The following is a 13,292-nucleotide window of genomic DNA, read 5'->3' as shown; positions in this document are numbered from 1 at the left end:
CGTCCCATCACTCGCGTCTCTATATAGAGCGATGTATATTCGGACGCAGCCGCGAAGGAGGTCCGCCATGACCGTCACCACCATCGATCTCGATCCCGACGTGCTCAGCCTCGCCAAGGAACTCACCGGCGCGCGCAGCAACCGCGACGTCGTCACCCGAGCACTGCAGACCCTCATCGCGATCCGACGTCAGCCCGCCGCGGTGGAACGGGTCATCGAGCGGCAGTTCACCGACGAGCAGATCGCTGCCAGCACGGTGCACTACACAGCTCCGCACACCCCCGCCGGGCTGTGAGCGCGTACATCGTCGACAACTCGGTGTGGTGGAAGGCCGGGCGGTCCCCCGGGATCGCGGGCCGTCTCCGAGCAATCTCGACGCGCGACCTCATCCTGACCTGCCCACCGCAGGTCCTCGAGTACTGCTTCTCAGCTCGGACTGCGGCCGAGCACGTCGAGTTCCAGGCCGACATGGCGTTGTACCTGTCTGCCGAGGAGCACCCGACCACCGATGACGTGCTCGCGGTGCAAGCGGCGCTCTGGGCGGGCGGGTACGTCCGCGGCGCTGGAGTCACGGACACCCAGATCGCCGCGTACGCGATCGCCAACGACGCCACCGTGCTCGCTGCTGACAAGGACTTCGAGCACATCGCTGCGGTCGTCCCCCGCTTCCGCCACGAGTACGTCCCCGAGGGCTGAACACGCCGCCGCCGTTGCGGTTCGACGTCGTGAGGCCGATGGGCCGCAGGGTCAGAGCGAAACGCCCGCCCAGCGTGGGCCGGTCGCGCTGACGACGACGCGGCGGGGTTCGTCGGGGACGTCGTCGGGGTCGTCGGCCTCGGTGGTGCCCGAGGCGTCGGCACCGGTGGCACGGGTGATCTCGACGTCGAGCACGCTGTCGCTGATGCCGTCGACCATGCCGCGGCCCCACTCGACCACGACGATCGACGCCTCCCAGTCGAGGTCGAGGTCGTCGAGCTCGACGGGGTCGGACAGCCGGTACGCGTCGACGTGCACCAGGTCCGGGCCGGCGGTGGTGGGGTGTGTCCGGGCGAGGACGAAGGTCGGGCTCGACACCTGGCCACGCGCGCCGAGGGCGGCACCGAGGCCACGGGTCAGCGTCGTCTTGCCGGCGCCGAGCGGCCCGGTCAGCACGACCAGGTCCCCGGCACGCAGGACCGCGGCCAACCGCGCCCCGAGCTCGCCCATCGCATCGGTGCCGTCGACGGCGGTGTCCAGCAGGACCCGAGCGGGGCCGGTCACGACTGGTCGCCCCGCAGGTACTCCCCGACGTGTCCCTCGATGTCGTGGCCCTCGTAGAACCGTGGCACGCGGGGCCCGATGCGGCAGACGATCTCCTCGCCGATGGTGCCGAGCGCACGGCCCCAGTCGAGGACGGTCATCTCGTCGTGCTCGCCGGTGCCGAACAGGGTCACGGTGTCGCCGGTGCGGACGTCGTCGTCGCCGACGTCGACCAGGAACTGGTCCATGGCCACACGGCCGGCGACCGGGTAGCGCTTGCCGCCGATCGCGACCTCGATGCGGCCCTGCGCCAGACGGGGGACGCCGTCCGCGTACCCGACGGGCACGAGCGCGAGGGTGGTCTCCGAGGCGGTGCGGTACGTGTAGTCGTACGAGACGCCGGTGTCGACGGGCACCCGCTTGGTCTTCGCGACCGACGCCGTCAGGGTCATCACGGGTTCGAGCCCGAGGTCGGCCGCCGAGACACCGTCCGCGCCGGGGATGCCGAACAGGTTGGCGCCCATCCGGACCATGTCCTTGCGGAACTCCTTGCGCTCCAACCCGGCGAGCGAGGCGGCGACGTGCTCCATCGGGAGGTCGAGCCCGAGGTCGTCGGCCTGCTCCACGGCGGCGTCGAAGAGCGCCACGGCGTCGGCGTCGTCCTGGTCCGAGGACTCCGCCAGGTGCGTGTACGCCGCGACGACCTCGATGCGGCCGGCGCGCTGGGCGTCCAGCGCGAGCGACGCGAGCGCTGGCCAGGCCGCCGGGGTCGCTCCGTCGCGGTGCAGCCCGGAGTCGAAGCCGAGGTGCACGCGCGCGGGTCGCTGGTCGACGGCGTCGATGACGCGCTGCAGCTCCGGCACGTTCGAGACACCGAGGTCGACGGCGGAGTCGATGGCGTCGCGGAAGTCCAGGGCGGGATCGTGCTGCCAGGTGAAGAGGTGGACGTCCTCACCGACACCGATCGACCGCAGACGCAGGGCCGCGGGGACCGTGAGCACCCCGATCCAGCGGATGCCGGCGTCCACCGCGGCGAGCGCGATCGGCTCCAGACCGTGGCCGTAGGCGTCGGCCTTCATGATCGCCATGACCGCGACGGGGTCCATCCACTCGCGGACCAGGTCGAGGTTCGCGCGGTAGGCGTCCAGGTCGATCCGTGCCTGGCGCAGGGGTGCGGAGCTCACGTCGTCCTCCGGTGCACGCTGTGGCCGACCCGGGCGACCACCTCGTAGTTGATGGTGCCGATCGCGGCGGCCCAGTCCTCGACCGCGGGGTCGCCGTTCGCTGGGTCGCCCCAGAGCACGGCTTCGTCGCCGACGCTGACGTCGGCGTCGCCGATGTCCACGTGCATGGCGTTCATCGCGACCCGGCCGACCACCGGGAACGTGCGGTCGCCGATGCGGACCGAGACCCGGTTGCCGAAGTCGCGGTCGAAGCCGTCGGCGTACCCGAGGCCGATGACGGCGAGGCGGGTGTCGGTCGACGCCCGCCAGGTGTAGCCGTAGGACACGCCCTCGCCGGCGCGGACGTCGACGGTGCGGAGCACGGCAGCGGTCACACGCATCGCGGGGCGGAGGCCGAGGTCGGCCGACGTGCGGTCGGTGAACGGGCTCAGGCCGTACAGGGCGAGTCCGACGCGGGACAGGTCGCGGCGCGTCTCCGGCACGGCGATGCTCGCGGCGCTCGCGGCGAGGTGCACCAGGTCGGGCACGATGCCGTTGGCGGCGAGGCCGTCGAGCGCGCGCTGCAGTGCGGCGTCCTGGTCGAGGTCGTCCGTCCGCGACGCGTTCGACAGGTGCGACATCAGCCCCTCGACACGGGTGCGGTTGCCACCACGGGCGAGGGCCCCGGCGGTCGCGAAGAGTTCGGTCCACTCGGACTCGACCGCACCGTTGCGGCTCAGGCCGGTGTCGACGCAGATGTGCACGGCGCCGACCTCGGAGTCGGCAGCGGCGGACAACTGCTCGACGCTCGACACCGCCGGGGTGATGTCGTACTGCGCTGCCCGGCGGAAGTCCTCGTCGGGGGCGTGCAACCACGCGAGGATCCGGACGTCCTCGTCGATGCCGCCCTGACGGAGCGCGACGGCCTCGTCGATGTCCGCGACGCCGACCCACTCGGCACCGGCGTCGACGAAGGCCCGTGCGGCGTCGAGCGCGCCGTGGCCGTAGGCGTTGGCCTTCACGACCGCGATGACGCCGGCCGGTGCGACCTGCTCGGCGATCGTCGCGTAGTTCTCGATCAGCGCTTCACGATCGACCGTGATGCCGGTGAACGCACTCACTTCGTTGTTCCCTCCAGGACCACGAACGCGGTCGCGATCCCTCCATCATGCGAGAGCGACAGGTGCACGCTCGTCACGCCACGCGCATCCGCCACCTGTCGCGCCTGTTGGTGCAGCGTCAGCGACGGGTTGCGCTGGTCGTCCGACACGACCTCGAGGTCCTGCCAGCTGAGCCCCGCACTGGAGCCGAACGCCTTGATCAGGGCCTCCTTGGCCGCGAACCGCGCAGCGAGCGACGCGATCGGCCGTTGTTCGCCGTCGCGGACCTGCTCGGCCGGGGTGAACAACCGCGCACGCATCGCCGGCGTGCGCGACAGCACCCGTTCGAACCGCTCCAGGTCCACCACGTCGACCCCGATGCCGATGATCATCGTGCGACTACTCGACGGTGACCGACTTCGCGAGGTTGCGCGGCTGGTCGACGTCGAGGCCCTTGGCCGCGGCGAGCTCCATGCCGAACATGTGCAGCGGCGCCACGGCGAGCAGCGGCTCGAACAGCGGGGTCGCGAGCGGGATGCGCAGCACCTCGTCGGCGAAGGGCAGCACGGCGGCGTCGCCCTCTTCCGCGATGGCGATCACTCGAGCACCACGGGCGCGGATCTCCTGGATGTTCGACACGACCTTCGGGTGCAGCGACCGCGGGTCACGCGGCGACGGCACGATGACGAAGACGATCTGCCCGGGCTCGATGAGCGCGATCGGGCCGTGCTTGAGCTCACCTGCGGCGAAGCCCTCGGCGTGGATGTACGCGAGCTCCTTCAGCTTGAGCGCACCCTCGAGCGCGATCGGGTAGCCGACGTGGCGACCGAGGAACAGCACGCTGCGGGTGTCCGCCATCCAGCGCGCCAGGTCCTTGATGCCAGCGGCGTCCTCGATGGTCTGCTGCAGCTTCGGGGCCAGGCCCTCGAGCTCGGCGACCTGCTCGGCGATCTGCTCCGCCGTCATGGTGCCGCGAAGGGTGGCCAGGTGCAGCCCCAGGAGGTACAGCGCAACGCCCTGGGCGATGAAGGCCTTCGTCGACGCGACGGCGACCTCGGGCCCGGCGTGCGTGTAGATCACGGCGTCGGACTCGCGCGGGATCGTCGCGCCCTGGGTGTTGCAGATCGACAGCACCTGCGCGCCCTGCTCGCGGGCGTACTTGACGGCCATGAGCGTGTCCATGGTCTCGCCGGACTGGCTGATCGAGACGACGAGCGTGCGGTCGTTCAGCACCGGGTCGCGGTAGCGGAACTCGTGGGCGAGCTCGACCTCGACCGGGATGCGGGCCCACTGCTCGATGGCGTACTTGCCGAGGATGCCGGCGTACGCAGCGGTGCCGCAGGCGATCACGATGACGCGGTCGACCGTGGCCAGACGCTCGGCGATCGGGTCGAGGTCGGTCAGGGTGACGGCACCGTCGTGCACGCGGCCGAGGATCGTCTTGGCGACGGCCTCGGGCTCCTCGCTGATCTCCTTCGCCATGAACGAGGACCAGCCGCCCTTGTCGGCGGCGGAGGCGTCCCAGTTCACCTCGAACTCGCTCGGGGTGGCCGGGGTGCCGTCGAAGTGGATGACGTCGACGCGGTCGGGGCGGATCGTGGCGATCTCGTCCTGACCGATCGCGAGCGCGCGCTGTGTGTAGGCGACGAACGCGGCGACGTCCGAGCCCATGAAGTTCTCGCCGTCGCCCAGGCCCACCACGAGCGGGGAGTTGCGACGGGCGCCGACGACGACGCCGGGCTGGTCGGCGTGCACGACGAGGAGCGTGAACGCCCCGTCCAGTCGCTGCACGGCCTGCTGCATGGCGGCGGTCAGGTCACCGGTCTCGCGGAACGCCCGACCGACCAGGTGCGCGGCGACCTCGGAGTCGGTCTCGCTGCGGAACTCGATGCCCTCGGCCTGCAGCTCGGCGCGCAGCTCGGAGAAGTTCTCGATGATGCCGTTGTGGATGAGGGCGAGCTTGTCGCCGTCGGCCAGGTGCGGGTGGGCGTTGCCGTCCGTCGGGCCGCCGTGGGTCGCCCAGCGGGTGTGCCCGATGCCCGTGGTGCCGTCCGGGATCGGCGACGACTCGAGCTCGTCGACGAGGGCCTGGAGCTTGCCCGCCTTCTTGGCGGAGACGAGGTCCCCCGCAGGATCGACCACGGCGATGCCCGCCGAGTCGTAGCCGCGGTACTCGAGGCGACGGAGGCCACCGAGGAGGACGTCCTGGCTGCTGTTGCTGCCGACGTAGCCGACGATTCCACACATGGAAGCGATCCTACGGTCTGCCTGAGCGCGGACCCTGCGAAGCAGCAGGGCTGGGGATAACGTTTCGGCCATGGGACGCTTCGACGACATCGCCATCACCACGCTGCACGGCGAGGACACCACGTTCGGCTCGTTCGCGGACAAGGCGGTGCTGGTCGTGAACGTGGCGTCGCGGTGCGGTCTCGCTCCGCAGTACGAGCAGCTCGAGGCCCTCCAGAAGCAGTACGGCCCGCGCGGCTTCACGGTCCTCGGGTTCCCGAGCAACCAGTTCCTGCAGGAGCTCGGCTCGTCCGAGGCCATCGACGAGTACTGCTCCACCACGTGGGGCGTCACCTTCCCGATGTCCGAGAAGGTCAAGGTGAACGGCAAGAGCGCGCACCCGCTCTACCAGGCGCTCAAGGAGACCCCGGACGCCGACGGCAAGGCCGGTCGGGTCAGCTGGAACTTCGAGAAGTTCCTCGTCGCCCCCGACGGCACCGTCTCGCGCTTCCGTCCGACCACGAAGCCGGACGCTCCCGAGGTGATCGCGGCCATCGAGGCCGCCCTGCCCGCCTGACGGTCACCCGTCTGTACGCTCGTCCCCATGCCGATCCCGGAGACCGCCGTCGCGCACCCGACCCCGTTCGTGGAGATCCCGCGGCACGAGTGGTCGCAGCTCGCACCCAAGGAGCACCTGTCGCTCACCGAGACCGAGATCGTGCAGCTGCGCGGGCTCGGCGACCGGCTGGACATGCAGGAGGTGCAGGAGGTCTACCTCCCGCTGTCACGGCTGCTGACGCTCTACGCGGCCGGCGCCCGCAACCTGCACGCGTCGACATCGGCGTTCCTGGGTGACCGCGCCGGACGCACGCCGTTCGTCATCGGCGTCGCGGGCTCCGTCGCCGTCGGCAAGTCGACCGTCGCCCGACTGCTCCGCGAGCTGACGAAGCGCTGGCCGGACACCCCACGCGTCGAGCTGGTGACCACCGACGGCTTCCTGTACCCGAACACCGAGCTCGAGCGTCGCGGGATCATGGACCGGAAGGGCTTCCCGGAGTCCTACGACCGTCGCTCCCTGCTGCGGTTCGTCAGCCAGGTGAAGAGCGGCGCGACCGAGGTCCGGGCGCCGTACTACTCGCACCTGGTCTACGACATCGTGCCAGACGCCGAGATCGTCGTCCGCCAGCCGGACATCCTCATCGTCGAGGGCCTGAACGTGCTCGCCCCGCCGGTGCACGGGCGGCTCGCGCTGTCCGACCTGTTCGACTTCACGATCTACGTCGACGCCAAGACCAAGGACATCGAGGCCTGGTACGTCGACCGGTTCCTGGCCCTGCAGGAAGAGGCGTTCTCGAGCCCGGACTCCTTCTTCCACCGGTTCGCCTCACTGTCGCGCGACGACGCGGTCCGGACGGCGACCGAGGTCTGGCGGGCGATCAACGAGCCGAACCTGCTCGAGAACGTCCTGCCGACCCGGTCCCGCGCGACCCTGGTGCTGAAGAAGGCTGCCGACCACAAGGTGAACTCGGTCCTGCTCCGCAAGATCTAGCGCGGGCGCGCGCGGGTGCGCGCGGGCTTGCACCCCGGTATGGGCGTCGCGCCCCCAAGAGTCGGGGCGCGCGACGCAAGCGGGGCGCGACGCGGTCGCGTGCTCGCCCGATTGCGCCCCGGTACGGGCATCGCGCCCCGAAGAGTCGGGGCGCAACGACCGCAGCGGGGCGCGAACGCGGCGCGCGCGCAGCGCGAAGTCGCGCCCGCCCTACGCGGCGTCGAGCGCCAGGCGCTCCTGCACGACGGCGGCGAGCTCCTCGGCGATGCGCTGGGCGTCGTCCTGCGAGGCGGCCTCGACCATCACGCGCACGACCGGCTCGGTGCCCGACGGACGGAGCAGGACGCGACCGGTGTCACCGAGCGCTGCTGAAGCCGCGGCGACCGCGTCCTGCACACCCTGGTCGGCCAGCCCGTGCCGGTCGACCCCGCGCACGTTGAGCAGCACCTGCGGGAACACCGTCATGCACGAGGCGAGCTCCTGCAGCGACTTCCCGGTGCGCGCCATCTCGGCGACCAGGTGCAGCCCGGTCAGGATGCCGTCGCCCGTGGTGGCGTACTCGTTGAAGATGATGTGGCCGGACTGCTCGCCACCGATGGAGTAGTCCCCCTCGTTCATCTTCTCGAGCACGTAGCGGTCGCCGACGCCGGCCTCGATCACCGTGATGCCCGCGTCTGCCATGGCGCGCTTCAGCCCGAGGTTGGACATGACCGTCGCGACGAGGGTGTCGTCCTTCAGCCGGCCGCGCTCCTGCAACGACAGCGCCAGGATCGCCATGATCTGGTCACCGTCGATGGCGTTGCCCGCGGCGTCCACCGCCAGGCAGCGGTCGGCGTCGCCGTCGTGCGCGATGCCGATGTCCGCGCCGGCAGCCAGGACGGCGCGGGACAGGTTGTCGATGTGGGTCGAGCCGACGCCGTCGTTGATGTTCCAGCCGTCGGGCTCGGCGCCGATGAGCGTCACGCGGGCCCCGGCGTTCACGAACACCTCGGGCGAGACGCCGGCGGCAGCACCGTTGGCGCAGTCGAGCACGACGTGGATGCCGTCGAGCCGGTGCGGCAGCGTGCCGAGCAGGTGGACGACGTAGCGGTCCTCGGCGTCGGCGAACCGGGTGATCCGACCGACGTCGATGCCGGTGGGGGTCGGCGCGGAGTGGTCGTGCATGGCCGCTTCGATGCGGTCCTCGACCTCGTCCGGCAGCTTGCGACCACCCGTGGCGAAGAACTTGATCCCGTTGTCCGGGGCAGGGTTGTGCGACGCGGAGATCATCACGCCGAAGTCGGCGTCGATGTCCGCGACGAGGAACGCCGCAGCGGGGGTGGGGATGACTCCGGCGTCGAGCACGTCGACGCCGGCGGAAGCGAGCCCGGCCGCGACGGCGGCACCGAGGAACTCGCCGGAGACGCGCGGGTCACGCGCGAGGACCGCGCGCGGGCGCGGTCGACCGGACGCCCGGCGGGCGTCGGCATGGTGTCCGTGTGTGAGAACGGCCGCGCTCGCCTGGGCAAGACCCAGTGCGAGCGCGGCCGTCAGCTCGCCGTTGGCGAGACCACGAACCCCGTCGGTACCGAACAGACGCGGCATTGCGATCTTCAGCCGGTGACGACTAGCGCTTCGAGAACTGCGAAGCCTTGCGGGCCTTCTTGAGACCGGCCTTCTTGCGCTCGATGACGCGGGCGTCACGGGTGAGGAAGCCGGCCTTCTTGAGGGTCGCGCGGTTGTTCTCGCGGTCGATCTCGTTCAGCGTGCGGGCGATGGCGAGGCGGAGTGCGCCGGCCTGACCCGAGGGGCCGCCACCGGTGATGCGGGCGACGACGTCGTACGAGCCGAGGAGCTCGAGGACCTTGAACGGGTCGTTGATGAGCTGCTGGTGCAGCTTGTTCGGGAAGTAGTCCTCGAGCGAGCGACCGTTCACGACGAACGTGCCGGAGCCCGGAACGAGGCGAACGCGCGCGATGGCCTCCTTGCGGCGCCCGACGGCACCGCCGGAGACGTTGAGGATCTGACGGGGAGCAGCCTCGGCAGCGGCGGGTGCGCTCTCCGTGGTGAAGCTCTCCGGGGTCTGGTCGAGGGAATCAGCGATCTGAGCCATGAGTTTTCTGTGTCCTTGAAGTCGTCGTGGCCGGAACTACTGTGCGACCTGGTCGAAGATGTACGCCTTGGGCTGCTGCGCGGAGTGCGGGTGCTCCGCGCCGGCGTAGACCTTCAGCTTCTTGAGCTGCTCGCGACCGAGGGTGTTCTTCGGCAGCATGCCGCGGATCGCCTTCTCGACGGCGCGGGTGGGGTGCTTCTCGAGCATCTCCGGGTAGGAGGTCGCCGTCAGGCCGCCCGGGTACCCGGAGTGGCGGTAGTAGACCTTCTTCGCGAGCTTCGAACCGGTCAGGGCGACCTTGTCGGCGTTCACGATGATGACGTAGTCACCCATGTCCATGTGCTGGGCGAAGGTGGCCTTGTGCTTGCCGCGCAGGAGCGCCGCGGCGTGGGTGGCGAGACGGCCGAGGACGACGTCGGTCGCGTCGATGACGATCCAGTCGTGCTGGACGTCTGCCGGCTTCGGTGAGAACGTGCGAGTCACAGGAGTGCTGCTTTCGTGTCGAGGTGAGGAGTCCGTGAATCCCACTCCGGTCGGGGTTCCCCACGGCAGAAGCCGGCGGAACGCCCGGATGGAGGGCTCATCTGACTGTCCGGCGCGCGTGGCGCACAGACCAAGGTGAGAGCCTAGCCGACGTGGGTCGCGTCGGTCAAACGCAGCCACTGTCGGACGGGAGGCCCGTGGCGGCCTGGCCACGGGCCTCCCGTCCGTCCGTGGGTCGCGCCCACCCCCGCATGGTGAGCAGCAATGGTCGGGTCGCGCACGGCGAACCCGACCATTCCTGCTCACGAAGTACCCCAGTGGGGCGTGGGGACTACTCCGCAGCCGCCGCCTTGCGACGGCGGACGATCAGCACACCCGCACCCGCGGCGAGCAGCAGGAACGCGATGAGCGCACCGGCACCGAGGCCCTCGGCACCCGTGAACGCGAGCTGCCCGTCAGCGGTGATCGTGATCGGGGTCCAGCCGATCAGGCTCCCGTCCGCGGCCGTCACCGCGAGGCGGTGTGCACCAGCGGGGGTGTCCGACGGGATCGTGACGCGCACCGTGCCGTCCTCAGCGACCGTCACCGTGCCGAGCAGCGTCGGCGTCGAGTACAGCCACACGTTCACGACGTCACCCGCGTACTGCGTGCCGACGGTCACCGTGATGGTCTCCCCCGCACGAGCCGACGACGGCGCCGAGACGCTCCCGCGGTTCGCGTCGGTCAGACCGGTCTCCGACGGGGCCACCGGCGGCACCGCCCCCGGAGCCGACGGGGTCGGAGCGGGAGTCGGCTTCGACGTGGGCGTCGGGGTCGGGGTCGGGCTAGTGCCGCCGTCACCCGGCGTCGGGGTCGGGGTCGGCACCGGGGTCGGGTCGGTGCCGGGGTCCGTGCCCGCAGCGTCGAGGTCGAACCCGACCAGGATCGGGTCGTGGTCGCTCGCGCGGAACACGTCGTCGGTGTACAGGTCCGACGCGTTGTAGTTGTAGCGGCTGTACTCCAGACCCACCGACTCGACCGAGTTGATGTTCCAGATGTCCACGCCCGTGACCGTCTCGGTGGCGGCCGGGGACGCGAACACGTGGTCGAGCGACCCGCTCAGGCCGGAGAACACGTACGAGTACTCGGTGGCGTCGAGCGCCGGGCCGAGGTCGGTGTAGCCGGCGTCGTCGAGGACGACCACCGGGTCCTCCTTGCTGTAGGCGTTGAAGTCGCCGAGCATGAACACCTTGTCGGTGCCGTACTGCGCCTGCATGTCGGTGGAGAAGGTCACGAGGGCCTTCGCCTGGCGCACCCGGTCGGCGTTCGAGGCGCCCTGGCCGTCACCCTGGTCGGCGTTCTCGCCGGTGCCGGAGCCCTTCGACTTGAAGTGGTTCGCGATCACCAGGAAGTCGTCGTCCGCGGTGCCGCCGACGGGGCGGAACGCGTCCGCGACGGGCTGCCGGGCGGTCGTGAAGGCGTCGTCGAGCAGGATCGTCGACTCGCCGACGGGTTCGACGCGGTCCTGCTTGTAGATGAGCGCGAGGCGGATGACGTCCTCGCTCGCCGGGACGGTCGCGGGCGACTTCGCGTAGGCCCAGGTGTCCTCGCCGGTGGCGGCGTTCAGGGCGTCGACGAGCGTGGCGACCGCGGCGTCCCGGTCCTGGCCGAAGCGCGCCGAGTTCTCGATCTCCTCGAGCGAGACGACGTCGGCACCGAGGCCGTTGATCGCCTTGACGATCTTGACCTGCTGGCGCAGGAAGTCCTCTTCCTCGGCAGCACCGCGGGCGTCGCAGCCGGAGTTCACCGTGACGGGGTCGCCCGCACGGTCGGTGTAGTACGAGCAGCCGGTGAGCTGGTCACCCGTGGTCGGGAAGTAGTTCAGCACGTTGAACCCGGCGAGCTTGAGGTCGCCGCCGACGTCCTGCGGCTTCGCCTGGCGCACGTTCGAGAACGACGCGGGCAGGTCCGCCGCCGGGGTCGCACCGGTGATCGGCGCGGTCGGCTGGAACTTCCACCCGCTGTTGCGGTAGTCGAGGACGACCGGACCCTCGAACGTGGCGGTCGCACCGACGGTGACCGGGCCCTGGGTGAGCCAGGACACCGGGATGCCCTGGTTGGCCTTCGTCAGGAAGTTGGTGCTGGCACCGTCGTCGAGCGTGACCTTGCGCGCGGCGTTGGACACCGCGGCGGCCGTCGCCTCGGCGCTGCCCGGACGACCGACCTCGGTCGGCTGGACGAGGCGGCCGGCACCGCTGGCGAGCACGACCTCGCCGTACTGGTTCGTCGTGTAGTTGTCGGCGACCGTGAAGGAGCCCTGCGGGGCGATGAGCATGCTCTCGAGCGACTCGCGCTGCGCGTCCGACGACGGGAACGCGACCGCGGCGGGCTGCGGAGCGACGACGGCGTCGCTGAGCTTTTCGAGCGAGGATGCCCCCGACACCGTCAGCTCGGTCAGGCCGAAGTACTCGGAGACCGCACCGGTGACCCGCACGTGGTCGCCCTCGGCCACCAGCCCGGCGGTCGCGGACGAGAAGACGAACACGGCGTCGGACGCGGTGTGGGTGCCGGGGTCGATCGCGCCGCCGGTCCCCGGGGTCTGGATCGTGTAGCCGTTGAAGCCGCCGGACGCGTAGACCGCGGTGACGACTCCGTCGGTGGTGACGGTCTTGCCGGCGTAGGGCGAGGTGTCCGTGGTGCCCTGCAGCTGGGCGATGGTCACGGCCTCGGCGGGGGCGCCGGGGTCGGTCGGGTCGGTGGGCTCGGTCGGGTCGGTCGGCGCAGCCGTCTCACCCGCGGCGTTCCGCGGGGTCAGGGTCGTCGTCACCGAGAAGTCCGCGCCGTTGTCGTCGGTGTCCGTGGTGCCCTGGCGGACCAGGCCGTTCGGCACGGCGTTCGCACCCTCGACGGTGCGCACGGTGCCCTCGAAGGTGTTCGAGGCGCCGTAGCCGAGCAGGTCGACGACGCCAGCGGTGCCGGTCGTCACGGGACCCGCGGCGAGCGCCACCGGCGTGGAGGCGTCGGACAGCACGAGCGTGCCCGTGGTTCCGGAGGGGTTCAGCGAGGCGGTGTCGTCCGCCGTCGGCAGATCCGCTCCGACCGGGGTGGCGCCGCCGTTGCCGGCCATCGACACCAGGAACGTGCCCTCGGCCGGCACCGTCCCCTCGAGCGCGCTCGTCGAGAAGGCGCCGGTGCTGGTCGCCGAGCGGTACTGCAGCGACCAGCCGTCGAGCGACACCGGGGCGTCGGTCGGGTTGCCGATCTCGATGAACTTCTGGTTGTAGAAGGCGCCGTTGCTGCCCGCCTTCAGGTAGGCCTCCTCGATGACGAGGCCACTCCCCTCGGGGTTCGCGGTCGCTGCGGTGACGGTGACGAGCGGGGCCGCGAGGAGTGTCGCGGCAGCCGTGGCGCACAGCAGAGTGCGCCCGAGGGAGTTGGGCATGCCCGCACGCTACCGACCT

General features: G+C 70.8%; 13 protein-coding genes. 4 read left to right on the top strand and 9 right to left on the bottom strand.

Annotated elements, in window-relative coordinates; translation table 11 throughout:
- Positions 1–67 precede the first annotated feature (67 nt).
- Positions 68–295, top strand: a complete 228-nt coding sequence (locus EDF23_RS06050; protein ID WP_123936950.1) for a type II toxin-antitoxin system VapB family antitoxin — start codon at positions 68–70, stop codon at positions 293–295.
- On the top strand, positions 292–696 hold the full coding sequence (locus tag EDF23_RS06045; RefSeq protein ID WP_131877644.1) for a DUF5615 family PIN-like protein: 405 nt from the start codon (positions 292–294) through the stop codon (positions 694–696). The genes EDF23_RS06050 and EDF23_RS06045 overlap by 4 nt, the downstream gene beginning before the upstream one ends.
- A gap of 51 nt (positions 697–747) precedes the next feature.
- Here EDF23_RS06045 and tsaE read toward each other — a convergent pair whose 3' ends face one another.
- The 5 genes from tsaE to glmS are packed head-to-tail and all read right to left on the bottom strand — an operon-like array spanning position 748 to position 5,749.
- Positions 748–1,260, bottom strand: a complete 513-nt coding sequence (gene tsaE, locus EDF23_RS06040; protein WP_243648824.1) for a tRNA (adenosine(37)-N6)-threonylcarbamoyltransferase complex ATPase subunit type 1 TsaE — start codon at positions 1,258–1,260, stop codon at positions 748–750.
- The gene (alr, locus tag EDF23_RS06035; RefSeq protein WP_165901023.1) at positions 1,257–2,423 is read right to left on the bottom strand and encodes an alanine racemase; all 1,167 of its coding nucleotides are present in this window, start codon (positions 2,421–2,423) and stop codon (positions 1,257–1,259) included. Before alr (EDF23_RS06035) ends, tsaE begins: the two co-directional genes overlap by 4 nt.
- On the bottom strand, positions 2,420–3,523 hold the full coding sequence (gene alr / locus EDF23_RS06030) for an alanine racemase (RefSeq protein WP_131921071.1): 1,104 nt from the start codon (positions 3,521–3,523) through the stop codon (positions 2,420–2,422). The genes alr (EDF23_RS06035) and alr (EDF23_RS06030) overlap by 4 nt, the downstream gene beginning before the upstream one ends.
- A complete protein-coding gene (locus tag EDF23_RS06025; protein WP_123293157.1) occupies positions 3,520–3,894 on the bottom strand; it encodes a holo-ACP synthase in 375 nt (124 codons plus the stop codon). Before EDF23_RS06025 ends, alr (EDF23_RS06030) begins: the two co-directional genes overlap by 4 nt.
- A 7-nt stretch (positions 3,895–3,901) precedes the next feature.
- Positions 3,902–5,749 carry a glutamine--fructose-6-phosphate transaminase (isomerizing) gene (gene glmS, locus EDF23_RS06020; RefSeq protein ID WP_123936953.1) on the bottom strand — a complete coding sequence of 616 codons (1,848 nt, stop codon included), beginning with the start codon at positions 5,747–5,749 and terminating at the stop codon, positions 3,902–3,904.
- Between the two features lie 70 nt (positions 5,750–5,819).
- Here glmS and EDF23_RS06015 point away from each other — a divergent pair, with 70 nt between their 5' ends.
- Both EDF23_RS06015 and coaA read left to right on the top strand, forming a co-directional pair.
- Positions 5,820–6,305: a glutathione peroxidase gene (locus EDF23_RS06015; protein ID WP_111083439.1), complete on the top strand. Its 486-nt coding sequence runs from the start codon at positions 5,820–5,822 to the stop codon at positions 6,303–6,305.
- 27 nt (positions 6,306–6,332) lie between these two features.
- Positions 6,333–7,277, top strand: coding sequence for a type I pantothenate kinase (coaA, locus tag EDF23_RS06010; protein ID WP_131921069.1), 945 nt, complete (start codon positions 6,333–6,335; stop codon positions 7,275–7,277).
- Positions 7,278–7,487: 210 nt separating this feature from the next.
- On the opposite strand, the gene glmM is transcribed toward coaA, so the two are convergent.
- The 4 genes from glmM to EDF23_RS05990 all read right to left on the bottom strand — a co-directional run bounded on the left by glmM (position 7,488) and on the right by EDF23_RS05990 (position 13,273).
- Positions 7,488–8,861 (bottom strand): phosphoglucosamine mutase, encoded by a 1,374-nt coding sequence (gene glmM, locus EDF23_RS06005; RefSeq protein WP_123936954.1) that lies wholly within the window; start codon positions 8,859–8,861, stop codon positions 7,488–7,490.
- Positions 8,862–8,883: 22 nt separating this feature from the next.
- A complete protein-coding gene (gene rpsI / locus EDF23_RS06000) occupies positions 8,884–9,369 on the bottom strand; it encodes a 30S ribosomal protein S9 (protein ID WP_111083442.1) in 486 nt (161 codons plus the stop codon).
- Positions 9,370–9,405: 36 nt separating this feature from the next.
- Positions 9,406–9,852 carry a 50S ribosomal protein L13 gene (gene rplM / locus EDF23_RS05995; RefSeq protein WP_071259898.1) on the bottom strand — a complete coding sequence of 149 codons (447 nt, stop codon included), beginning with the start codon at positions 9,850–9,852 and terminating at the stop codon, positions 9,406–9,408.
- A 331-nt stretch (positions 9,853–10,183) separates the two neighbouring features.
- Complete coding sequence (locus EDF23_RS05990; protein WP_207895446.1) at positions 10,184–13,273, bottom strand: ExeM/NucH family extracellular endonuclease; 3,090 nt, start codon at positions 13,271–13,273, stop codon at positions 10,184–10,186.
- Between the last annotated feature and the right edge of the window lie 19 nt (positions 13,274–13,292).

This window comes from Curtobacterium sp. PhB128 (assembly GCF_004340725.1).
Taxonomy (GTDB): domain Bacteria; phylum Actinomycetota; class Actinomycetes; order Actinomycetales; family Microbacteriaceae; genus Curtobacterium.
This window is presented reverse-complemented; position numbering and strand designations above follow the sequence as displayed.